Here is a 24,747-nt window from a genome sequence, read left to right as displayed (position 1 = left end):
AAATTAGCTTGATTTTTGTTTTAAATGGCATTAAATAGCGTTAAATTATATTTAATTGAAATTTACTGCTCTGGTGATTAATGATGGATCATATTGATAAGCGCATACTGAAAGCCTTACAGCACAACGGGAAGTTGCAAAATAATGAACTGGCTCAAATCGTGGGTTTGTCGGCATCGCCATGTTTACGGCGCATTAAACAATTAGAAGATGATGGCGTTATTGAAAAATATGTGGCTTTGGTTGATCCGACAAAAGTAAATCTTGCGTTAACGGTTTTTGCACGAATTTGGCTGAAAGGACAAGATGCAGAAACTGTAAACCAGTTTGTCGATGCTGTGCATGATATGCCTGAGGTGGTGGAGTGTCAGCTTATGGCAGGGGATTGTGATTTCTTTTTAAGAATTGTGGTTGCCGACTTAGCGGCTTATCGTCAGTTTCAAATTCATCATTTAAATAAAATTGCAGGAATTCAAAATGTCAAAACTGAGATTCCTTTACAAAAAGTCAAACAAACAACAGCCTTACCTTTAGACTGATCACTTGCTTGCTGTATGATTGTGTTTTGGCTTAGATATTGAATTTTCTATTGATTGATAATTTCATAAATTTGAATGATTTCATGTCGATTAAACAATAAGTATTCGCCATTTTTTCTGAAAAAGTCAGGTGCACAGCTAAAATTATCGTGCTAGACTAGGAGAAATCGGGTGTGTTCCCGATTTTTTTATGCGGATTCGTTCCGCGCTGACAGAATTTAGGTTTACAACATGCCCATTTCAGAGACATGGTTATTACCTGATGGTGTAGCTGATGTATTACCCGAACAGGCGCAAGTGATTGAAACTTTGCGTCGTGACGCACTAGATTTCCTCGCATCTCGAGGTTATCAATTGGTGTACACGCCATTTATTGAATACATAGAATCTCTATCTTCTCTTTCAGAATCGAATCAAGATTTAGACTTAGCTACTTTTAAAGTGATCGATCAGCTTTCTGGTCGTTTACTTGGTGTGCGTGCCGATATGACACCACAAGTAGCTCGTATTGATGCGCATGTACATCCAGTAGAAGGTGTGGCTCGTTACTGCTATGCAGGAACGGTTTTACATACGAAACCACAAGGGTTTAATACCACACGTTCACCATTACAATTGGGTGCAGAACTATTTGGTTCAGACAGCATTGATGCTGATGTCGAAATGGTTGATGTCATGCTGAGCTTGATTGAAAAAGCAGGCTTGGCAGCAGGTACGCATTTAGATTTAGGGCATGTTGGGTTGTTCCGTAGTTTAGTTAAACATGCGGGTTTGACCAAGGCTGTTGAAAGTCATCTTTCGGATTTGTATCAACGTAAAGCACTGCCTGAACTGGCAGAGTTTACTCAAGAATTAAAATATGGTTCAGATTTCTATACGCTTGGTCGTTATTCAAGTGATTTAGATGCATTACAGACACATTTAAGTGCTGAAATATTGGCGGATGAAGCATTTAAACACGCTTTTGATGTATTGAAAACGACTCAAGTTGAAATTCAATCACGTTGGCCAAATCTGCACATTGGTATTGATGTTGTCGAATTGCGTTCATACCATTATCACACGGGTTTAATGTACGCAGTGTATGCACCAAACCGTGCAGCTCCACTGGCACAAGGTGGGCGCTATGACGGCATTGGTCAACATTTTGGTCGTGCCCGTCCTGCCACAGGTTTCAGTTGTGACTTATATGCTTTAAGTGCAGGTCAATTTACAGATTTAAATGTAGTGGTTGCACCGAAGGGTACAGCGATGGATTTGCTTGAAGCAATTTCGAATGCACGTACACAAGGCTTTGGTGTAATTCAGTTACTTGGAAATGACAGTTTAAACTCAGTACCACATGCAACTCATCAATTGGTGAATGTGGCAGGTGAGTGGAAAGTCGAAAAGATTTAATGACATGAATTAGTTTCAAGTGACTAATTTGAGTTTTCAATTTTAACAGCATGATGCAATGAGGCTATTATGGGCAAAAATGTTGTGGTACTCGGTACCCAATGGGGCGACGAAGGTAAAGGTAAGATTGTCGACCTGCTCACAGATCAAGCGGCTGCGGTAGTTCGTTACCAAGGCGGACACAACGCTGGTCATACACTCGTGGTTGGTGGTAAGAAAACTGTATTACACCTCATTCCATCTGGTATTTTACGTGAAAACGTACTTTGCTTAATTGGTAATGGTGTTGTACTTTCACCTGCTGCATTAATCGAAGAAATGGACATTCTTGAAAAAGAAGGCGTGCCTGTTAAAGAACGTTTACGTATCTCTCCAAACTGTCCTTTAATTCTTCCGAACCATATTGCACTTGACCAAGCACGTGAGAAAAAACGTGGTAATGCGAAAATTGGTACGACTGGTCGTGGTATTGGCCCAGCGTATGAAGATAAAGTTGCACGTCGTGCAATTCGTGTTGCAGACTTAGTGCGTGGTGGTGAACATCTTAAAGCTCAACTTGAAGAGCTACTTGAATACCATAACTTCCAATTAACTCAATTCTACGGTGTAGAAGCGGTTAATCTTGAAGATGTACTTGCGCTTTGTGATCAATGGCGTGAAGTTGTAGCTCCACTTGTTGTGGATGTAACAACTGAATTGCATAACTACCGTAAAAACGGTGAAAACATCATGTTTGAAGGTGCTCAAGGTTCACTTCTTGATGTCGATCATGGTACATACCCATATGTAACATCTTCAAACACAACAGCGGGTGGCGTAAGCTCAGGTTCAGGTTTAGGTCCATTGCACCTTGACTATGTGCTTGGTATTACTAAAGCATATACAACACGTGTAGGCGCAGGTCCTTTCCCAACAGAGTTGGTTTATGATGCTGCAAATGACGTAGGTGATGCAATTGGTAAACACCTTGGAACTAAAGGTTCTGAATTTGGTGCATCTACGGGTCGTCAACGCCGTTGTGGTTGGTTTGATGCAGAAATTCTACGTCGCTCTGTAGATGTAAACTCACTTTCTGGTATTTGCTTAACTAAACTTGACGTTCTTGACGGTTTAGAAGAAGTGAAAATCTGTATCGGTTACGAAGCTGCTGATTCTGGTTGTGTTGGTTCTTCTGATGCACTTGCATTTGAAACTTTAAAACCAATCTATGAAACAATGCCAGGTTGGTCTGAGTCGACTTTTGGTGCAAAAAGCATGGAACAATTGCCAGCAAATGCAATTGCTTATGTAAAACGCATTGAGCAGTTAATTGAATGTCCAATCGACATCGTTTCAACTGGTCCAGACCGTGAAGAAACCATTGTATTACGTCATCCTTTTAATGCTTAATTTAAGCGCATAGAAAGATGGTAAAAAAAGCCTCGCAATATGTGAGGCTTTTTTATATTCACTTTTTTAACAAGATGATAAGTGGATATATTGATGAAAATTTTGCAAGACTAAAGTTGCATCAGAGAATACTGTTTAAATCATTGGCAGTTGCTAAAATACAAAACATAAGATAAATAGCGGGTTGTGCGGATGCATAAAAATATTTCAGGAACGATTTTTTATTCCTTACTTTTTGCAATGGGTGGAGCACCGACCATTGCGATGCTGATTATTCAAGCACAGACCCAAGATCCTAATATTGTCTATGGGGTATTTATTGGTTTAAGTGTCATTATTGCGTGTATTTTGGTGCCATTAATTTTAATTCAAAATGCATTTTTATTTTTTAAACGAAAAAATGATCAACTTGAGCAAAAAATCAAACCCCTTTGCCAAGTGTATTTGGTTCTGAATGCTTTATGTCTTATTTATTGGCTTAGTTTTCAGTTTCTTAAATAAGCACGGTTACATAAATGATATGAATGTGGATTGAATAATAATTTAAAGCTGATCCACAATTCCATATAATCGCCTTAAAACAGATATCTATTTTTAAGGTGGAGATTATTATAATGAACAGCAAGTTTATTTTGAGTTTGTGTGCAGCAAGTGTGATTACTATTTCGGGTTGTACCACTGTTGCGGAAATGGCAGGGGCGGATTCATCCACATTAAATGTAGCTGCGGCACAAGGCTTTAATAAAACAGTTCAAGAAGCAAGTGCAAATAAAACCTTAGATACTTCATCTGCGACGTATAAACGTATTAATGCTGTATTTTTGCGTTTAAAGCCGTATGCAGATCAAGTTAACCAAACGGGTCAGAAGTTTAGTTGGCAACTGGCAGTTTTGAAATCTGATCAGGTGAATGCTTATGTCGCACCTGGTGGTAAAGTTGTGTTCTATACAGGCATTGTCAATAAGCTAAACCTGACTGATGCAGAAATTGCGGCAGTGATGGGGCATGAAATGGTACATGCTTTAGAGGAACATTCTAAAAATAAAATTGGTGCTCAAGCCTTAACTGATTTAGCTTTAAATATTGGTTTAAGTGCAGCAGGAAATAACGTTGGACAATTGGGTACAGCAGCAGCGCAGTTAGGGAGTCAAGTCGGGATAGGATTGCCTTATTCACGTAGTCTCGAAAGTCGTGCCGACCAAGGTGGATTACTTCTTATGGCGCGTGCAGGTTATAACCCGCAAGCAGCAATTACCCTTTGGGAAAAAATGAATAAACTAGATGGTGCAGGTGGTTCATCATTCTTGTCTACTCACCCTTCAAATAGCCAACGTATTGAAGCAATGCGTAAAAATTTGCCTACTGCGCAAGCAATTTATAACAAACGTTAATAAATAGTTAGGTTCAAAAAAGGATGCGATAGGCATCCTTTTTTATATGATTTTTTTTGATTTTGAACATCATAAATTATTTGTGACAGGTGAAGCAGTGCTTCACCTTAACAGGTAACTGAGAAATATCTATGGTGCAGGATTAGGTTGTTGACGATGGATATCTTCAATGCCTTGTAAAATGTCTACAGATAAATCAATGTCAAAAGCTTGGATGTTTTCTTTGAGTTGATCTAAATTTGTTGCACCAATAATAGTGCTGGTCACAAAGAACTGTTGCTTGATAAATGCCAGTGCAAGCTGAGTGAGGGTTAAACCATGTTGCTCTGCAAGTTGAGCATACTGTTCAGTTGCCCATTCACTTTCTGGATTGCTATAGCGGCTAAAACGAGAGAATAGTGTGACACGAGCATTGGCGGGACGTGCGCCATGACGGAGTTTACCTGTCAAATAACCAAAAGCTAAAGGGGAATAGGCCAGTAATCCTACATTTTCATAATGAGCAATTTCTGACATACCAATTTCATAGGTACGGTTTAATAGGTTGTAGGGGTTTTGCACACTGACAAACTTTTCTAAACCTAATTTTTCTGCCAAGTTTAAAAATTTCATGGTTCCCCATGGTGTTTCATTGGACAGTCCAATATAACGAATGCGTCCTTTTTTAATTTCATCACTTAAAGCGGTTAGGGTTTCTTCTAAAGCTGTAATTTCGCTATTTTGCTGTGCTTCACTGTTGCCATAACCGAGTTTACCAAAGAAGTTGGTTGGGCGTTGTGGCCAATGCAGTTGATAGAGGTCGATATAATCGCTTTGCAGGCGTTGTAGGGAGTCATCAATGGCAGAAGTGATTTCTGCTGCTGTAAAGCGTGTTTGTCCATCACGGATCTGGCTGCCGCCTTGTGATGGCCCTGCTATTTTTGAGGCAATAAATAATTGATCTCGATTGCCACGTTGAGCAATCCAATTGCCCAATATAGTTTCAGTAGCACCTTGAGTTTCAGGTTTGGGAGGTACTGGATACATTTCAGCGGTATCCCAAAAGAACAAACCTTGATCTAAAGCATATTCAAGTTGTTGGAAGGCCTCTGCTTGGGTATTTTGCTCACCAAAAGTCATGGTTCCTAAACAAATTTCAGGAACCAATATTCCTGTATTGGCTAAAGGTTTAAGTTGCATCGAGGTTTATCCTTTAATTTTTATCATGGAGTTTTAAATCGTGTACAAGACTACCTGATTTAGTCATAAGAGTTAAATCATGAATAATTTTAAAGTTGTCATAAATGTGACAAAAGAATAAAAAATTAAAGCATAAAAAAGCAAATCATAAGATTTGCTTTTTTATTGAATTGGCAAAGATAAAAAGCTTATTCTTCGTCATCATCCTTATCTAAAGAAACATCAGTTTCTTCAGGTGTAACATCAAAAATAAGAATGGCTTTACCATCTGTTTCGATCATGCCTTGTTCTTCAAGCGTTTTTAAAACGCGTCCAACCATTTCGCGAGAACAACCAACAATACGGCCAATTTCTTGACGAGTAATACGGATCTGGCGACCATTTGGAAGAATCATGGCTTCAGGTTGTGAAGAAAGGTCAATTAAACAACGTGCAATACGACCAGATACATCTATAAATGCAAGGTCTGTGACTTTACGTGTGGTATTTTTTAATCGGCGCACCAATTGAGCAAATACAGCATAGCTAAGATCTGGATATTGTTTGCTTAATTCATGAAAATTTTCATAGGTAATTTCAGCAATTTCACATACGTCACGTGTACGAACTTCTGCAGTACGTTGTGGATTTGCTTCAAATAAACCCATTTCCCCAAAAAAGTCACCGGCATTCAAATACGCAACTACAATTTCGCGTTCATCATCTTCGCGTAAAATAATGGAGACTGAACCTTTTAAAATCAAATAAAGAGATTTTGATTCAGTGCCTGCGTCGATAATTGCAGTGCGTTTTGGGTAGCGGTTAATATATGCACGTTTTAATAATGCTTTTACTGACTCTGGTAGCTGGCCAGGAGAAAGCGCATCAGTGCTAAGTTGTGAAAAGTTTGCAGTCATGCTAACGGTTCCGAATATGGATAAGTAATAGATCGCACAAGACCTAAAATGAACTTGTCACATAGAAGAGATGAAATTCCGTATCAACTCAATTTATGTTAGTGTACAGGTACGTCGTAAATTTATAGCTTTTTTCAGGTAGTTGCAATGCAAACAAGTGTTCATTGGCTAGAGAATGTTGCTTTTGAAGCCAAATCAGAGAGTGGTCATCAAATTGTCATGGATGGGGCTGAGGCATACGGTGGTGAAAACCGTGGTCCACGTCCTATGGAACTTATATTAATGGGACTTGGTGGGTGTGCTTCCTTTGATATTGTGACTATTTTAAAGAAATCACGCCAAGATGTGACAGGGGTCATATGTCAGTTGAAAGCGGATCGTGCTGATAGTATTCCTGCCGTATTTACCAAAATCCATTTACATTTTGTGGTAACGGGTAAAGCGGTAAAAGAAAAACAGGTGGCTAAAGCAGTTGAACTTTCTGCTGAAAAATACTGTTCAGCAAGTAAAATGTTGTCAGATGGTGGTGTTGAAATTACTCACGATTTTGAAATTATTGAAGCTGAGTAATGAAAAAAAGGATGGTAATTCATACGTGAGTTGCCATTTTATAAGTTGTATCCTTTTTAAGTTAAATATTTACAATAAATTGATAAAATAGGTTCAGTTCAATTCAAAACTTTAAAAACAATGTTAAGGAGCCTTGTTCACTGGTTGTTTTATATTCATCAAATTGCTTATTTTAAACTGCATTAATATTCTGATTGCTCAAATAAACCTGATATATAAATTTTAAATCATCAAGCATAAATGCAGCGTGTTTAATGTGGTTGTTCAAAATGAGTCAGATAATATATTTTGAATAGAATTTGATACATAAGATATCAAATTGAACTTGAAAAATGTGCAATATATACCCATATTATAACTGAGTTATATTTTTTGTCTTAATGACTTTAATTATTGAAAATTAAAAATATTTTTTAATAAAATTGTTGAAAAATATCAAACCATTCCCATCTATTATCCAAGTACAAAATTTGTTGTGAGGAAAATAAGAATGCGTTTTGAAAAATTTACAAATCGCTTGCAGCAAGCCTTATCAGATGCCCAATCTTTAGCTATGGGTAAAGATAACACCGCTATTGAAGGTATTCACATTCTATCTGCACTGTTGGAAGAATCATCTAATATCAGCTTGTTACAACAGGCAGGTGCAAATTTAAGAGACCTTCAAACCAAGTTGCAGCAGGCATTAAATAATGCTGCAACGATTGCAAACCCAACAGGCGATATCAATTTAAATCCAGAAGCTGTACGTGCATTGAATTTAGCAGATAGTTTTGCACAAAAAGCGGGAGATGAATTTTTATCTACGGATTGGGTGATTTTGGCGCTCGCTGAAACAGGTGCAACGAAAACACTACTCAATAGTGTAGGTGTGACGACAGATAAGCTGCGTAAAGCAATTGAAAATATACGAGGTGGTGACAAAGTTATGGCAAATAACCACGAAGATCAACGTGATTCTCTGAATAAATATACGGTTGATTTAACTGAGCGTGCCATGTCTGGTAAGCTTGATCCAGTCATTGGGCGAGATGAAGAAATTCGTCGAACGATTCAAGTTTTATCACGTCGTACTAAAAATAACCCTGTACTTATTGGTGAACCAGGGGTGGGTAAAACTGCGATTGTAGAAGGCTTAGCACAACGTATTGTCAATGGTGAAGTGCCTGAAGGCTTAAAAGGTAAACGTGTTTTATCTTTGGACTTAGGGTCGTTATTGGCAGGTGCGAAATATCGTGGTGAGTTTGAAGAACGTTTAAAAGCCGTTCTAAAAGACCTTGCTAAATATGATGGCGAGATCATCTTATTTATTGATGAGTTACATACGCTTGTCGGTGCTGGTAAGGGTGATGGCGCGATGGACGCAGGGAATATGTTAAAACCTGCATTGGCGCGTGGTGAGCTTCGCTGTGTGGGTGCAACCACTTTGGATGAATATCGTCAGTTCATTGAAAAAGATGCAGCATTGGAACGTCGTTTCCAAAAAGTTTTGGTCGATGAACCGAGTGTAGAAGACACCATTGCAATTTTACGTGGTTTAAAAGAGAAGTACGCAACACATCATGGTGTGCAGATTCTCGATTCTGCGATTATTGCTGCGGCGAAAATGTCACATCGTTATATTACAGACCGTCAATTGCCAGATAAAGCCATTGATTTAATTGATGAAGCTGCATCGCGGATTAAAATGGAAATTGACTCGAAACCTGAGCCACTTGACCGTTTAGACCGACGTCTTATCCAGTTGAAAATGCAATTGGAAGCGGTAAAACAAGATGCAGACTCAGTCAGTAAAGTTGAAGTTGAATATTTGGAAAAGCAAATTGAAGAAGTTCAACGCGAATATAACAATTTAGAAGAAGTGTGGCGTGCTGAAAAAACCTTAGTTGAAGGGACGAATCAAGCGCAAGTTGAGTTAGATAAAGCTCGAACTGCTTTTGAAAAAGCACAGCGTGAAGGTGATTTGGCTGAAGCAAGCCGTTTGCAATACGGCGTAATTCCTGAATTGCAAAAACGCCTTGCAGCGGAAGAAGTGGCTGAAGAAAGCAGTGAAGAGCCGAAATTAATTCGTACCAAAGTGACTGAGAATGAAATTGCAGAAGTGGTCAGTGCTGCAACGGGTATTCCTGTGACAAAAATGTTGCAGGGTGAACGTGAAAAACTTCTTCATATGGAAGATTTTTTACATAACCGTGTGGTTGGACAAGATGAAGCGGTTGTTGCTGTATCGAATGCAGTTCGTCGTTCACGTGCAGGCTTATCTGATCCGAATCGACCTAGTGGTTCATTCTTATTCCTTGGGCCAACAGGTGTCGGTAAAACTGAATTGACCAAAGCTTTAGCAAATTTCTTGTTTGATAGTGACGATGCTATGGTTCGTGTCGATATGAGTGAGTTCATGGAGAAGCATTCTGTGAGTCGCTTGGTTGGTGCACCTCCAGGCTATGTTGGATATGAAGAAGGCGGTATCTTAACTGAAGCTGTGCGACGTAAACCTTATAGTGTAGTGTTGTTTGATGAAGTGGAAAAAGCACATCCTGACGTGTTTAACATCTTATTACAGGTGCTTGATGATGGTCGTTTAACGGACTCTCAGGGGCGTGTCGTTGATTTTAAAAATACAGTCATCGTGTTGACCTCAAACTTAGGTTCACAAGATGTGCGTGAGTTAGGTGGAGGTGCTACGGAGGATGAAGTTCGTACGGTGGTGATGAATGCAGTATCGCAACATTTCCGTCCAGAATTCATTAACCGTATTGATGAATTGGTGGTTTTCCATTCATTGAAAAAAGAACAAATTCGAGGCATTGCAGATATTCAGTTGGATCGTTTACGCTCACGCTTAAGCGAAAAAGACATGAGTCTTTCTGTAGAGGATAGTGCTTTTGATCAATTAATAGATGCTGGTTTTGACCCTATCTATGGTGCTCGACCACTGAAACGTGCAATTCAACAACAAGTCGAAAACTCGTTGGCACAAAAAATATTAAGTGGTGAGTTTCTTCCAGGCGATACGATTTTGATTAAAGGTGAACATGGTCATCTTGAGTTTGAGAAAATGAAATTGAGTTAAAAGTTTAACTCGTTTTCAATCGCAAAATAAAAAACCTAGCTTCGGCTAGGTTTTTTATTGAGGAATAGAAATGTTAAAAATGACATTTTAAAGTCAAAATGTGACGTAAGTTTTCACATTTTTGTGATGAAAATATCATCTAAGTGCTTTATTTGCAAAATAATTATCTTTATTTTAGGATTCTCTTTATAATTTATTTTAATAAAAAATAAACAGCTTGAGATGGAAAAAATGACTAAATTAAAGTGGGGTATTGGAAGTGTACTTACGCTTGCTGTGGTTGCAGTAGGAGGGAATCTTTATGCGGATAAAAGTTTGAAAACTTATTATCAGCAGGGCAGCAAGCAGTCAAATAATTTAAGTTTACAGTATCAAGCTTTTAACATGGGAGCTTTAAAAGGCAGTGCCAACTGGAGCGCTGAATTAGTACTTGATCCATGTAAACCGAAAGAAGTGCTTCAATTTAGTGGTCAGGATAATATTAAACGTAGTTGGAATGGATACGTTATTTATTCAGATATTAAAATTATTCAAGCACCGGGAGCACTTCAGTCGTTGTTGAAGGAACCGCTTAAAGTCCAAACGACAGTCAATTGGTTAGGAAACATGAATAGCACGTTGACGACGCCAGTCATTACACGAAATGAAGCCCAAATACAGTCTAGATTAGATCCGATAAAATTAAAATTCCGTGCAAAACCGATAGACCAACAATTAAAGATACTGGATTTACAACTTGAAATTCCGAATTTGACCGTAACAGATAAAAACACAAATTTCCAAATGGTTGGGTTAAAGCTAGAAACCAACCAGGGACTAAATGGTGAGTATCTAGAGGCGGGGAAAACCAAAATTCAGATGGATTTGTTGAAAATGTCAGATCGAGATATCAATAAACCAACCAATGCTGAACTGAAGAATTTTAGTATAGAGACTGAAAGTGAGTTGACGGATCGGGTTTTAAATACTGAAATGTTGCTGCGGCTTGATGAAATGAAAATGCCTTTTGTGCCTGCAATGCAGAAAGTGCAGTTTAATTTTAATATGCTTGATTTGAATCGACAAAAATTACAGAGTTTTTTTGATATCTTGAAAAACGGTGACAAAAGTTGTTTGGCCCAAGAAAAACTGGTGACAGATATAGAACCTGCTTTGTTGGCTGTGATCAATGAGGGCTTTCGTTTTGAATCAAAAGATAATCAGTTTGCTATGGGAGGAGGCGTTGCTCAAGCTGGCATGACGGGGCGTATTATGCCGAGTCATCAATCGACCATGATGGGTTTTGTAAAAATGATGCCAAGTTTAATTGAATACAAAGCAGATGTTCAGTTTGATAAAAATATGCTCTCTAGTGTGATGAATAATTATATGCAAAAAGGCGGAGTTGCCATGTCTGATCAAAATGTCGAAAATATGTTGTCTACTATGCAGCAGTCAGGGCAGGTGAAACGCGAAGGTGATATTTTGAAAATGTCAGTTGAATACAAATATGGGCAGAAAAAGTTCCTGACTGAATAATGCTGTGTGATTAGGTAGGGCATAAAAAATGGGACGAATTACGTCCCATTTTTTATGCTTGAAAACTTTCCAAGGCAAATCTTAGCAGAGATGAAATGCGAGGTCGTATTTCATCTCCAGTGCATTAGCTTTTTGGATGTGTAATTTTCCATGCGCGGTGAATTTTGGTATTGCGTTTGAAGTCAGTACCAATGGTTTCGTTGGTAATTTCTTCAACATCAAAGAAGGCCAAAATTTCATCATCCATTTCAAAACCACGATAGTTGTTTGAAAAGTATAATGTACCTTCTGTGGTTAAGCGGTTCATTGCGCGTTTGAGTAATGACAAATGGTCACGTTGCACGTCAAAAGTACCGTGGAACTTTTTCGAGTTAGAGAAGGTTGGTGGATCAATGAAGATCAGGTCATATTGTTCATGACCTTCTTTTAACCATTCAAAACAGTCGCTCGAGAAAAACTGATGTTGTTGGTCAGCATGATCGACAGTTAAGCCATTCAGTACAAAGTTTTCTTTAGACCAGTTCAAATAAGTATTCGATAAATCGACACTTGTGGTACTTGCAGCGCCACCTAAAGCAGCATGAACGCTGGCAGTAGAGGTGTAGCTATACAGGTTTAAGAAGTGTTTGCCTTTTGCTTCAGCAGCAATACGTAAACGCATTTGACGGTGGTCAAGGAACAAACCTGTATCTAAATAATCAGTTAAGTTGATTAAGAATTTTGCTTTGCCTTCTTGCACAATAAAACGCTTAGATGCAGTACTTTGTTTTTCGTACTGTGTTTTACCTTCCTGACGTGCACGAGTTTTAATAAAGATCGCATCACGACCCAAACCTGTTACTGCACGAATAGAAGCAAGCGCTAAATTAAAACGTTTTTTTGCTTTTTCAGGATCAATTGTTTTTGGTGGTGCATATTCTTGGACGTGTAAACGATCGCCATATAAATCTACTGCAACATTAAAGTCGGGCAGATCGGCATCATATAAACGTAAGCAATAGATATTTTCTTTGACTGCCCACTTTTTCAATGCCTGCATATTTTTTTGCAAACGATTGGTAAAGTCTTCAGCACCTTCAATCTTTTCAAATTGTTGTGGCTGCCAAACAGCAAGGAAAGGTTGAGTTGCTGTAGCGGGTTTAATTTGACCTGAGCGAATGTAAATTGGCAATTTACCATTCATTAAACGTAAAGTTTGCGGATCATTAAACGCTAAAACGTCAGCTTGCTCAATTTGAGAGGCAATAACGGCTGCTGTTTGATTTGGAAAGTGTTTTTGCAATAGGGCAGATAGACCTAGGTATAAAGCACGATTTGAAGCTTTTTCACCTAAACGCTCACCATAAGGCGGGTTAGTCACAATAAATGCTTTTTTACCCATTGCTGCAAAATCAGGCCAGTCAGCCAGAGTGCGTTCTTCAATTTTGATGTGATCAAGTAATGACTCAAAACCTGCGGCAATAATATTTTGCTTGGTCGCTTTCACCGCTTCCCAGTCAGCATCATAAGCATAGAATTGAGGTAATGGTTTTTCTAATGCAGCTTGGTGACGTTCAGTGGCTTCTGCTTTGATCGACATCCATAAATCATGGTTATGACCATTCCAACCATTGAAACCAAAGCGACGTACTAAACCAGGTGCGCGATCAGTCAACATCATGAGTGCTTCAATGATGAATGTGCCTGAACCACACATTGGGTCTAAAATAATGTCTGGATTACATTGGAGTAATTTGGCTTTTTGCAGAATTGCTGCTGCAAGGTTTTCTTTAATTGGCGCATCGGTCATAAAGTGACGATAGCCACGTTTATGTAAGGAATCACCTGATAAATCTAAGCAATAAGTGTGTTGAGTTTTACCCGCAAGCACATATAAAGTAATTTCTGGTTGTTTAATGTCAACACTTGGGCGTTTGCCGACGGCTTCCATAAAGGAGTCGACCACACCATCTTTTACACGTAAGGTTGCAAATTGACTATTTACTTTAATGTCGCGTTCTACGTGCAAACGAATGGCAAAGGTACTTTGTGGTGCAAAAATGAGAGACCAGTCAAAGTTCATTGCACCTTCATATAGCTCTTCTGCCACATCACGTGCATCATGCGTGAAGTCCAATTCATGGGTATGAATAGGCGTCAGTACACGAGATGCTAAACGCGACCAAATACAAATACGGTATGCATTTTCTAGCGTGCCTTGGAAAACTAAACGTCCTGGAAAGCGTTCAATATTTTGAACACCTAAACCTTCCAATTCTTCTTGGAGTAAGGTTTCAAGTCCATCTGCACAGGTAACCCAATATGTAGAAAGACGTAGTTTCGAATTCATGCAAATTTCCAAAAGCAGCTAAGCAATCTAATATTTTAACGTATTTTAGGGCGTAAAAGTTTTTAAATTATGGTAAAGCCTGAGTCTAATGGAAAAATATCGACTTTTTATCTCTTAAGCGTTCATATTTGGTATGTATTTTGCTGAAGAATATATGGATTAGTGATCAGTCAGGTGTTTGGGCTGAAAGCGTAGTTTAAAATTGATTTGATGGGGGCATTCATGACGGATTCAGTTTATAAAGGTTTTAAGGAAAATGGCGATGCATTTTCAGTTGCAACACTTATTTATGCGCGATTGAGACGTGTGGCTGGGCGGGTAATTGATGTCATGTATTTGGTGCATAATAAGGATTATGCCCAATATGTTGTTGGATTGGCGCAGGCGGAAAATGATGCCGAATTAGACCGACATGCTGCACGTTTAGATGCTTTAATTCTTGCTGAACGTGAACCTGAGATTGCAGTCATTCAGCCAGAAAAGAAAGTGGTTGTTGAAATGGTGCAAAATGAAGTTGAGGTTACAGAAGACGAAATTTATAGAGCGCAAGTTTCACATCATTATATTGGTGCATTGCGCTGATAAATATGGCTCTAAATCATCGTATTCATTTAGAGCCTGTTTTTTTATACGTGGGAGAAGTGGTGATTGTTTAATTAACATTAATCCTTTTACATAGTTAGAACAGAATGACATAAAAGAGAGCTATAAATACTCAGCTTGAAAATTTTTAATGTTTTGATGGGGTTGATACCGCATAGGCGTTTTATTTGCGCGGTGTTGGACGTGTTTTCGTGAATAAGAGAAGCCAGATCAAAAATTTAAATTGACTAAAAATTGCTTGATCGTGCGCATTGGTCTCGGATTATGCAGAATAATATCTGTATAATAGTTCAACTTAACCGCAAGGGAATCTCTCATGCACTTGGCAGCATTGCATACTCCGAGCCAGATTCAACTCAATCAACAGGGTAATCTTAAACATTTCTTGACCATTGAAGGTCTTTCCAAAGAAACCCTGACAAAAATTCTTGATACCGCTAATTCTTTTTTCAATGAACAAAATCAACTGATTACGACTCCACTCTTGGAAGGTCGTACAGTCATGAACCTATTTTTTGAAAACTCAACACGTACACGTACTACTTTTGAAGCAGCAGCAAAGCGTTTGTCGGCAAATGTTTTGAATATTGATATTGCGCGCTCAAGTACATCGAAGGGTGAAACGCTACGTGATACGCTGTGGAACCTTGAAGCAATGGCAGCGGATATTTTCGTGGTGCGTCATTCATCTTCAGGTGCAGCACATTTTATTGCACAAACGGTTTCGCCACATGTTGCGATTATTAACGCGGGTGATGGTCGTCATGCGCATCCAACTCAAGCCATGTTAGATATGTTGACGATTCGCCGTGAAACGAAAAAGCCATTCGAAGCTTTAAGTGTTGCGATTATTGGTGATATTAAACATTCACGTGTGGCACGTTCAGATGTGGTGGCATTGCAAACTTTGGGCTGTAAAGACATTCGCGTTATTGCACCCAATACGTTACTTCCATACGCTTTTGATGAATACGGTGAAGAGATTCGTCTATTTAATAACATGGAAGAAGGCATCAAAGACTGCGATGTGATTATTACTTTACGTATTCAAAATGAGCGTATTGATTCACCTGCACTCGCGTCGCAAGCCGAATTTTATAAAATGTATGGCTTGAATAAAGAACGTCTAGCAATGGCAAAACCAGATTGTATCGTGATGCATCCGGGGCCAATGAACCGTGGTGTAGAAATTGATTCCAGTATTGCCGACGGTCCACAAGCGGTTATTTTGCATCAAGTGACCAATGGTATTGCTGTACGTATGGCAGTGCTTGCCTTGTCTATGCAAGGTCAGTTGCAGGAAAAAGGTTTAATTGAAGCAATTGCGGGATAAGGTAAAGCCATGAGTATTGTAAAAATTGAAAATGTCCGTGTCCTCGATCCAGTCAAGCAAACGGATAGCGTAGAAACAGTCTATTTAGAACAGGGTAAACGCGTTGCAGCAACGGACCATGTGAGCGAAATTATTGATGGGCAAGGCAAATGGTTAATGCCAACCATGGTTGATTTGTGTGCACGTATGCGTGAACCCGGTCAGCAACAGCATGGTACGTTAAAGTCTGAAGGTCATGCAGCACGTAAAAACGGTATTCTACATATCTTTACACCACCAGATTCCAAACCAATCGTACAAGACAATGGCGCATTGATTCACGGATTAGTGGAAAAAGCCATGTTAGATGGTGGAATTTACTTAAAAGTCATTGGGGCACAGACTCAAGGTTTACAAGGCAAACAACCTGCAAATATGGCCGGTTTGAAAAAAGGGGGCTGTACAGCGGTATCTAATGCGAATGCTCCCTTTGCGGATGATGATGTTGTACTTCGTACGCTTGAATATGCAGCTGGTTTAGGTATGACCGTTGTGTTTTATGCAGAAGAACATCAAATTGCCAAAGATGGTTGTGTACATGAAGGCTTTGTTGCTTCACGCCAAGGTTTACCGATGATTCCAGCTTTGGCCGAAACAGTGGCAATTGCAAAGTACCTGTTGATGATTGAAGCCACTAAAGTTCGTGCCCATTTTGGTTTGTTGTCCTGCGGGGCTTCTGTTGAACTCATTAAAATTGCCAAAGCTAAAGGCTTGCCTGTCACTGCTGATGTTGCAATGCATCAACTGCATTTAACCGAAAGTTTAACCGATGGTTTTAACTCGTTGGCACATGTACGCCCGCCATTACGTGCTGAAAAAGATAAACAGCTATTACGTCAAGGCGTGAAAGAGGGTGTGATTGATGCAATTTGTACCCACCATGAACCACTGAGTAGTTCTGCAAAATTAGCGCCATTTGCTGAAACCGAGCCAGGTTTGACCGCTTTTGATACTTATGTTGCTTTTGGTGTTCAGCTGGTTAATGAAGGTTTGTTTGAGCCTTTAGAGTGGGTGGAAAAAGTCACACTGGCTCCAGCAAAAGTGGCCAATATGGTTGATCGTTGGGTGGAAGAGTCTGGTTGGGCTTTGGTTGACCCTAAACTCGAATGGTTGGTCGCTAAAGATTCAATTCTTTCACAGGGTAAAAACACACCACTTATTAATCAGAAAGTTGTGGGTAAGGTCATTCAAACTTTTGCGGCTTAATTGATTTCACATTTTTCTAAACGTTATAAAAGTCAGCTTCGGCTGGCTTTTTTATTGTTGAAAAACCATTGTATTTTAAACAATACAATTATTTACATTGCCTAAAAAACGAACAGATAAACTAAAAATAAGCATGATAAAACGAGAATAAAAGGAATAATGGATGAATATTAATTTGATTGACTTGCTTAAGAAAAAAGTATCTGCGATTGTCCTTGAGGGTGAAACGGAATATCTTAGTGAAAAGAGTCAGGCATTAACTAGTTTTTTCCCAATCCTATTATCAATCTTTAAATCTCAGCCAGAGCTTATTGGACGTTTACAAAATCAATTAAATCCAAGATTAACCGATATTTTTACAAATAATCCTGCTTTAAAACATCAATTTTTAGAACAAATTTCAGGTACTGTTCCCACAGGGGCTATGGAATCTACCTTAAATCGCTCAATTGCATTAGTGCTTGGTGTGTTAGAAATTGAAGCGGGGTCGGCTGAGCCAAGTGCGATGGTACATCTTATTGAAACACACTGGTCAGCTGTGTCGAATGCCTTACCATATTGGGCTACGGCACTTTTAACTGCTTTAGGGGGTGGTGCTGTATCTGGGCAAGCTTTGCACCAAGCTCCTGAAGTTGCATCTTCTCAAAATATTGAGGAAAAAAAGAAATCAGCTTTTTTATTACCCTTGATTGCTTTTATTATTTTAGCGGTGTTACTGGCGTTAATTTTTAGGGCGTGTTCGGGTAAAAAAGAAACTGAACCAGTAGGAGGTCTGGCTACACAAACAATTAGCAATGAACCCGCTAAATTACAGCTCAGTACTGGCGCATCAGGAGGTTTAACAACCTGTCAGCTATATTCTGGTAATGCGAATTATATCAATATTCTGCAACAGGAAATCAAACAAGTTTTTAATCACAACATGGGTTGTGGTGCAGAGTCCAATGCCAATTATCATACAGAATTTATTGATCAAGATGCTATTCCAAGCGTATTAAAACTGGTGAAAGGTGTGCCAAATGCCTCATTAACTTGGATGGGAAATCAACTTTCTATTCAGAGTGCTAATCCTATAGATGCACAACAACTGGCAGCTGAAATTCAACCACTGGTTAAAAATATGACCGTGATGACGCAAGCAGCCAACAATACCGCTCCACCTGTAGACAGTCATGCTGTAATGAGTACAGGCAATAGCAATGCGGAAAAAGCTTTGGCGGAAATTAACCCCGATCATATTCGTGCCTTAGATATTGCAACAGCACTGAATATGCAAATTATTAATTTTGATACAGCACGTGCCAATATCCCTGAAGCAAATAAATCGATTTTAGATCAAGCCGCGGCCTTGATGAAACGTGCGCCACAAGTGAAGTTAACCGTTAAAGGTCATACCGATGCTGTAGGCAATGCGGCAACAAATAAGACCTTATCCCAAAAACGTGCACAAGCTGTTGTGGATTATTTAGTGAAACAGGGTGTTGATCCTGCACAATTACAAGCAGTTGGTTATGGTCAAGAACAACCAATCGCGGATAATTCAACAGCTAATGGTCAGTTTAAAAATCGCCGTATTGAATTTGAAGTGCTCAATACTGAAACTGGAGTAACGCGTGAAGTGAATGATCAAGGAATTAAAAAACAGTAAATTATTTGATAATTTAAGAAGAAAAAATCTCTGGCTAAAAGCGGAGATTTTTTTATTGGAACTCTCGCTAAATGGATCACTTTTTGCTTAAATACGCAGCGAAAATTATAAATAATGTGGTTAACAACATAATGATGAATAAAACAATACTTTGCAGCCTAATTGTCGCGACAACTTTAATTTCGGGTTGTGACTATTTTAAAAATAAGAAGAGTGCGCCCGTTGAGGAAAAAGTTGAGACCTCAAATTGGAGTTGTACTGATGCAAAAAATATTGGACAAGTTGAAGCATATCTTAAAGCTGAATATTTAAAACAGTTAGATAAACAGTTACGTCATTCAAACTATGAAGCAGATCAAGAATTATTAAAGAAAATCACGCAAAATGTGAAGTTTAAAATTAAGAATGTCACCACAATTACGGATGATCCAAGCACAGCCAAAAACTTAGCCTGTAGCAGTGATCTGGTGGTTCAATTGCCTAAAGGCTTACAAAAACGTGCTGAAAATGCTTATTTAGAAGCACCTTGTGAAGATTGTGAAGGCGAAGAACGTGTATCGACATTCAATTTGCGTGATTATTTGGAAAGTGGTGAATCTAATTTAACGCTCGGTGATGATCAACTGAGCGGTGCTTATAGTTATGATATTACCAAGACCGATAAAGAAGGTTTAACCATTAGCGCGGAAAACCAAAATGCAGTGATTGATGGTATTGTTTTTGTAACGGTAAAAGCGGTGGAATATGAATCCTATGTCAAACAAAATAGTGAAAACCGCGAATATTCAGAAAAGTATTCACAAGAACATGCAGCCGAAGTCGCTTTAGCACAAAAAGTAATGGATATTCGCCAAAAAGAATTAGATGCAGACAAAACTAAAGGGGTTGAACGCTTAAATCAGATTTGGGATCAATTCTCTGTTGAACAAAAACAGCAGTTGCAACAAGATCAATCGGATTGGTTTGAAAAACGTGATGTGGATTGTAAAGTCATCGCACAAAAGAATGTCTATCAACTCGCTGATAATGATAAAGAAATCTATCAAAAGAAATCTGATTATTGGGATGATGCAATGCGTCAACAAAATGAAGCGATGCAATACAGCAAATGTTTTAATCAGAAAACCACTGAACGTATAATTTATTTAAATAACATTTTTAACTAAACTGCCCGATATAAACGCTATTAATGAAAAGGACGAATTGATTCGTCCTTTTTTTATTGGCATGCTGTGCTGAACAATAAAGTGTGAAAGCATATGCGAATTAGTTTTATTGGTGCAGGGCGGGTTGCGCATCATCTTGCTCATAAATTAAGCCAACATCATCAAATCGTTCAGATTTATAGTCGAACTTTAGCAACTGCACAAACTTTAGCGATAAACGTGAAGGCAACGGCAACTGCGAATATCGAAGAACTTAATCCCGAGATTGATTTGGTCATTATTGTGGTGAGTGATCAAGCGATTGCTTCGGTTATTAGCAATGTCCATCAGCAATTACCCAATGTTTTGATTGTGCATACTTCAGGCAGTACAGATATTGAGGTCTTGGCACATATCCATGCACGGGCAGGTGTATTTTATCCTTTGCAAACCTTTAGTTTGGATCGGGACATTCCATGGTCGGATACGCCTATTTTTGTAGAAGCCAAGTCTGAAGATGATTTGGTGTTATTAGCGGAACTCGCCAATCAGTTCAGTACACGCGTTTATTCATACACTTCAGCACAACGTTTAAGCTTACACTTGGCCGCCGTGTTTGCTTGTAATTTTAGCAATTATTGTTATGACATGGCGCAGCAAATTGTGGATGAACAGCAAGTGGATTTCTCCTTACTGTATCCGCTGATTTTAGAAACGGCCAATAAAGCCCTACAGGGTGATCCGAAATTGATGCAAACTGGCCCAGCCATGCGAGGCGATCAAAATATTCTAAAGATGCATGAACAGATGTTGCAAAAGGCGCAACGTGAAGATTTAAAAAAAATATATCACCTCATGAGTGAGCAAATTTTACAATCACATGAGACTCAATCTTAATTTTAAATCAGACTTAATTTTAAATCAGAATACGATTTTCTTAGATTAGTATTTCAATAATCGATAGATAAGGGGGAATAAAGCAATGGCAAAGGATTTTAACAGTCAGCACGTGGTTGATGGTTATGATGTACATATTCGTAAACTTATTCCGGGCTACGAAGTGGTGCATCAACAGATTCAAGCGTTGCTAAAAACCTATGTCAATGAACATGCACATGTACTGATTGTTGGTTGTGGTACAGGTTATGAACTGGGTTATTTATTGCAATTGTTTCCGAATTGGTCTTTTACTGCCACTGATTTATCAGCAACCATGTTGGATAAAGCCAAACACTATATTCAGCCATTAGATGCACTGCATCGAGTGGAGTTTGTATTGGCTGATGTTGATCAGTTAAAAACAGATTCAATTTATGATGCAGCACTTTCCATTCTTGTTACACATTTTGTTCCTTATGCGCATAAACCAGAGTTCTTTAAAGCAATTGTTTCACGCTTAAAGCAGCAGGGTGTGTTTATTGGCTTTGATTTGACCGCAATGAATACCGATCAAGAGCGAGGCATGCTTCAGCATATTTGTGAGGCAAATGGCTTAAGTACAGCGCAGTCTAGTGCAATGTTAAATCGCTTGGCAGATGACTTTTACCCATTGTCGGAACAAGAAACTTTTGAACAATTAAGTTCTGCGGGTTTTGCTTCAGTGCGGCGTTTTACACAAGTTTTATCTTATCAGGGGGTTATGGCGCTGAAAGTGTAAGTATTTGAATGAAAAATGGCTCATATTTGAATGAGCCATTTTTTAACTTATATTTGAAATTTACTTGATTTTCTTAAATAGAAAATCATTAATTTTATGACCTTCCTCTAAACCACGACGTTCAAATTTGGTTTGTGGACGCCAGTCTGGGCGTGGGTAGCTATTGCCTTGACCTGCCATGTTTTCAAGATTTGGACGATTATCCAATACCTCTAACATCCATTCAGCATACGGTTCCCAATCTGTAGCAGAGTGGAATGTTCCGCCCATTTCCAACTTTTGTTCAACCAATGGCATACGATCATGCGATACAAAACGACGTTTGAAATGACGTTTCTTTTGCCAAGGATCTGGAAAATAAAGCTGTACCGCATTAATGCTATTGTCTGGCATTTCACGCAGCACTTGAATGGCATCTGCATCAAGTAAACGTAAGTTGGTTAAACCCGCCATACCTGCTTCATAAACGCATTGTGCGATACCGGGTACATGAACTTCAATACCAACATAGTTGCGTTCAGGATTCGCTTTTGCCATAAGCACTAGCGAACGTCCCATACCAAAACCAATTTCAACGGTCAAAGGACGTTCTGGATGTTCAAAGTGCTGACGTAAATCGCCCACAGGATATTCCAAAATGAAGTGACCATATTGTTCAAGCGCAGTACGTTGAGAGGTATTCAGCGGAGATGAACGACGCATAAAAGTAACAATTTCGCGATGTTCATTCAAGTTGTCCAGTTCGACGACTTGCTGGTCTAATTGATCGTTCGACATAACTTTGGCAAATGTAAAAAATTCGAATGCGGTATTTTAAGTCTTAAGGGGTGTAAGTCAAATTTTTTACTGGGTTCAGTTCAATTTAATTGCTGAATAAAGTTGTGCTATATAAAAAAGCGCCTAAATAGATAATGCTAGTCAGTTAAGGGTTTTAGAAATAAAGTCCTTAGTTTCAGTTATTCATGACGGAGTCTTATATTTTTAAATCAAATACTTGGAGCTCATCTATTACTTTGGATAAGCCCAAATGAGAAGCCTCAAAATATATTTTGAGTTCGCAAGAAAGGCATCTTGCGGCACAGTGTGCCTCACCGCAAAACTCGCCAAATCTCTTTTATTGATTAATAAATCGCAGAAACAGTACTTTTTTAAAATAGTTCTGCCTCGAACAGTTGCGGATGACGTTTCCGTATATCGAATAACATTATGAATTTAAAAATAAAATACCAGTCAATTTCTTAACTGACAGGCATTACCTAAATAGACGCTTTAAAATCGCTCAAAATGAATTGGAACTATAACGGTCAACTAAAGTGCTGCTCGCTTCATTTAAACCAATAATATTGACTTCAATATTTTGCGCTTTAAATTTCTGTACCACATTATTGAGCATATTAACCGAGGTAATATCCCAGATGTGTGCATGAGTGAGATCAATTTCAACCTTGCTTATATTTTCTTTAAAGTCAAAAAACTGAAAAAATTTATCTGAACTGCTAAAGAAAATTTGCCCTGAAATACTGTAGTAACGAATATTGTTGATCAGCTCAGATTGAACTTTGACTTCACGCTCTAATTTATTGATTAAAAATAGCGCTGAAAGTAATACACCAAGCAATACGCCAAGTGCAAGGTTATGCGTTGCTAAAACGACAATCACCACAGCAAGCATAACGATATTACTTTGTTTGGGATGCTTACTAAAGTTGCGCACAGAATCCCAGTTAAAGGTGGTAAATGACACCATGATCATAATGGCAACCAAAGCGGCCATAGGAATATACGCCAGCCAATCTTTTAAAAAGACCACCAAACACAATAAAAATACTCCAGCCGTTAAGGTGGATAACCGAGTACGCGCACCTGACGAGACATTAATAATTGATTGACCAATCATGGCACAGCCTGCCATACCACCCATAAAACCACTAACAATATTGGCATAACCCTGACCGCGGCATTCTTGATGGCGATCACCTTCAGTTCCAGTAGCTTCATTGACAATAGTCGTGGTCATCATGGTTTCTAATAAACCGACAGTCGCTAAAGTCACAGCGTAAGGGAAGATAATACTGAGCATTTCAAAGTTTAGTGGAATGTCAGGAATCAAGAAAATAGGCAAGGTATCTGGGAAGTGACCTAAATCACTGACTGTACGCATATCGGCACCTAAAAAAAGTGCAACCAAACTTAGAACAATAATGCAAATTAGTGGAGAGGGAATTAATTTGCCAATTTTAGGAATGTAAGGAAATAAATAAACGACAGCCAACCCTAGCCCGACAAATAAATAGCCTAAGCTATCCATTTTATTCAGTTCAGGAAGTTGAGCAGCAAAAATCAAAATCGCAAGGGCATTCACAAAGCCGTAGACGACGGATTGAGAAATAAAGCGCATCAACTTTGCGACTTTAAAGTAACCAGCAATGACCTGAATGATTCCTGTAAGCACTGTGGTCGCTAATAAATATTGCAGGCCATGATCTTTTACAAGAGTAATCATCAGTAACGCCATAGCACCAGTGGCAGCAGAAATCATGGCGGATCTGCCGCCAAAAAATGCAATGGTGACCGCTATACAAAATGAAGCATATAAGCCAACTTGTGGATCGACACCTGCAATAGCTGAAAAAGCGATTGATTCAGGAATCAGCGCTAAGCCAACCACCAAACCTGCTAAAACATCGGTACGGATATTGGAAAACCATTCTTCTTTTTTCAGGCTAATCACAACGTTAATTTTCATCAAACTTTAAAGCTGGGTATGTTAAAACATCTTTATAAAAAAAAGCACATTAGATTGACTTGAAAAAAGTGAAATTTTGGACAATATT

At 38.7% G+C, this 24,747-nt stretch carries 20 protein-coding genes; 15 read left to right on the top strand and 5 right to left on the bottom strand.

Features of this window, described 5'->3' with window-relative positions; translation table 11 throughout:
• Positions 1-83 precede the first annotated feature (83 nt).
• The 5 genes from BLV99_RS10470 (at position 84) to BLV99_RS10450 (ending at position 4,717) form a co-directional block, all read left to right on the top strand.
• Positions 84-539 carry an Lrp/AsnC family transcriptional regulator gene (locus BLV99_RS10470; RefSeq protein WP_092690349.1) on the top strand — a complete coding sequence of 152 codons (456 nt, stop codon included), beginning with the start codon at positions 84-86 and terminating at the stop codon, positions 537-539.
• 231 nt (positions 540-770) lie between these two features.
• A complete protein-coding gene (locus BLV99_RS10465; protein WP_092690347.1) occupies positions 771-1,937 on the top strand; it encodes an ATP phosphoribosyltransferase regulatory subunit in 1,167 nt (388 codons plus the stop codon).
• A gap of 69 nt (positions 1,938-2,006) precedes the next feature.
• The gene (locus BLV99_RS10460) at positions 2,007-3,326 is read left to right on the top strand and encodes an adenylosuccinate synthase (RefSeq protein ID WP_092690345.1); all 1,320 of its coding nucleotides are present in this window, start codon (positions 2,007-2,009) and stop codon (positions 3,324-3,326) included.
• Positions 3,327-3,518: 192 nt separating this feature from the next.
• Entirely contained in the window at positions 3,519-3,827 is a 309-nt protein-coding gene (locus BLV99_RS10455) for a hypothetical protein (RefSeq protein WP_086165726.1), read from the top strand.
• Positions 3,828-3,940: 113 nt separating this feature from the next.
• Positions 3,941-4,717: a M48 family metallopeptidase gene (locus BLV99_RS10450; RefSeq protein ID WP_086165725.1), complete on the top strand. Its 777-nt coding sequence runs from the start codon at positions 3,941-3,943 to the stop codon at positions 4,715-4,717.
• A gap of 129 nt (positions 4,718-4,846) precedes the next feature.
• Here the strand turns inward: BLV99_RS10450 and BLV99_RS10445 are convergent, their stop codons facing one another.
• Both BLV99_RS10445 and crp read right to left on the bottom strand, forming a co-directional pair.
• The gene (locus tag BLV99_RS10445; protein ID WP_092690342.1) at positions 4,847-5,896 is read right to left on the bottom strand and encodes an NADP(H)-dependent aldo-keto reductase; all 1,050 of its coding nucleotides are present in this window, start codon (positions 5,894-5,896) and stop codon (positions 4,847-4,849) included.
• Between the two features lie 188 nt (positions 5,897-6,084).
• Positions 6,085-6,792: a cAMP-activated global transcriptional regulator CRP gene (crp, locus tag BLV99_RS10440; protein ID WP_086184662.1), complete on the bottom strand. Its 708-nt coding sequence runs from the start codon at positions 6,790-6,792 to the stop codon at positions 6,085-6,087.
• Between the two features lie 147 nt (positions 6,793-6,939).
• Between crp and BLV99_RS10435 the strand changes: the two genes are divergently transcribed.
• The 3 genes from BLV99_RS10435 (at position 6,940) to BLV99_RS10425 (ending at position 11,953) form a co-directional block, all read left to right on the top strand.
• Positions 6,940-7,362, top strand: coding sequence for an OsmC family protein (locus BLV99_RS10435; RefSeq protein ID WP_092690340.1), 423 nt, complete (start codon positions 6,940-6,942; stop codon positions 7,360-7,362).
• Between the two features lie 490 nt (positions 7,363-7,852).
• Entirely contained in the window at positions 7,853-10,435 is a 2,583-nt protein-coding gene (gene clpB, locus BLV99_RS10430) for an ATP-dependent chaperone ClpB (RefSeq protein ID WP_092690337.1), read from the top strand.
• Positions 10,436-10,666: 231 nt separating this feature from the next.
• Positions 10,667-11,953 carry a DUF945 family protein gene (locus tag BLV99_RS10425; RefSeq protein WP_092690334.1) on the top strand — a complete coding sequence of 429 codons (1,287 nt, stop codon included), beginning with the start codon at positions 10,667-10,669 and terminating at the stop codon, positions 11,951-11,953.
• Between the two features lie 124 nt (positions 11,954-12,077).
• Here the strand turns inward: BLV99_RS10425 and rlmKL are convergent, their stop codons facing one another.
• Entirely contained in the window at positions 12,078-14,282 is a 2,205-nt protein-coding gene (rlmKL, locus tag BLV99_RS10420) for a bifunctional 23S rRNA (guanine(2069)-N(7))-methyltransferase RlmK/23S rRNA (guanine(2445)-N(2))-methyltransferase RlmL (RefSeq protein WP_074945280.1), read from the bottom strand.
• 222 nt (positions 14,283-14,504) lie between these two features.
• On the opposite strand from rlmKL, the gene BLV99_RS10415 reads away from it, so the two are divergent.
• From BLV99_RS10415 to BLV99_RS10385, 7 genes are all read left to right on the top strand, one after another.
• Positions 14,505-14,864: a hypothetical protein gene (locus BLV99_RS10415; protein WP_086184658.1), complete on the top strand. Its 360-nt coding sequence runs from the start codon at positions 14,505-14,507 to the stop codon at positions 14,862-14,864.
• Between the two features lie 337 nt (positions 14,865-15,201).
• Positions 15,202-16,218, top strand: coding sequence for an aspartate carbamoyltransferase catalytic subunit (locus BLV99_RS10410; RefSeq protein ID WP_086165718.1), 1,017 nt, complete (start codon positions 15,202-15,204; stop codon positions 16,216-16,218).
• A gap of 9 nt (positions 16,219-16,227) precedes the next feature.
• Positions 16,228-17,463, top strand: coding sequence for a dihydroorotase (locus tag BLV99_RS10405; protein WP_092690332.1), 1,236 nt, complete (start codon positions 16,228-16,230; stop codon positions 17,461-17,463).
• Between the two features lie 163 nt (positions 17,464-17,626).
• Positions 17,627-19,111: an OmpA family protein gene (locus tag BLV99_RS10400; RefSeq protein WP_092690329.1), complete on the top strand. Its 1,485-nt coding sequence runs from the start codon at positions 17,627-17,629 to the stop codon at positions 19,109-19,111.
• Between the two features lie 134 nt (positions 19,112-19,245).
• The gene (locus BLV99_RS10395) at positions 19,246-20,277 is read left to right on the top strand and encodes a lysozyme inhibitor LprI family protein (RefSeq protein WP_092690451.1); all 1,032 of its coding nucleotides are present in this window, start codon (positions 19,246-19,248) and stop codon (positions 20,275-20,277) included.
• 93 nt (positions 20,278-20,370) lie between these two features.
• Positions 20,371-21,153: a Rossmann-like and DUF2520 domain-containing protein gene (locus tag BLV99_RS10390; RefSeq protein ID WP_092690326.1), complete on the top strand. Its 783-nt coding sequence runs from the start codon at positions 20,371-20,373 to the stop codon at positions 21,151-21,153.
• 85 nt (positions 21,154-21,238) lie between these two features.
• Positions 21,239-21,913 carry a class I SAM-dependent methyltransferase gene (locus BLV99_RS10385; RefSeq protein ID WP_092690323.1) on the top strand — a complete coding sequence of 225 codons (675 nt, stop codon included), beginning with the start codon at positions 21,239-21,241 and terminating at the stop codon, positions 21,911-21,913.
• A gap of 60 nt (positions 21,914-21,973) precedes the next feature.
• Here the strand turns inward: BLV99_RS10385 and trmB are convergent, their stop codons facing one another.
• Both trmB and BLV99_RS10375 read right to left on the bottom strand, forming a co-directional pair.
• Positions 21,974-22,690 (bottom strand): tRNA (guanosine(46)-N7)-methyltransferase TrmB, encoded by a 717-nt coding sequence (gene trmB, locus BLV99_RS10380; RefSeq protein WP_092690321.1) that lies wholly within the window; start codon positions 22,688-22,690, stop codon positions 21,974-21,976.
• Between the two features lie 502 nt (positions 22,691-23,192).
• Positions 23,193-24,644, bottom strand: coding sequence for a SulP family inorganic anion transporter (locus BLV99_RS10375; protein WP_092690448.1), 1,452 nt, complete (start codon positions 24,642-24,644; stop codon positions 23,193-23,195).
• Positions 24,645-24,747 lie beyond the last annotated feature (103 nt).

This window comes from Acinetobacter kyonggiensis, assembly GCF_900107285.1.
Lineage (GTDB): Bacteria > Pseudomonadota > Gammaproteobacteria > Pseudomonadales > Moraxellaceae > Acinetobacter > Acinetobacter kyonggiensis.
The sequence above is the reverse complement of the archived record's forward strand: the minus strand, read 5'-3'. Positions and strand labels throughout refer to the sequence as shown.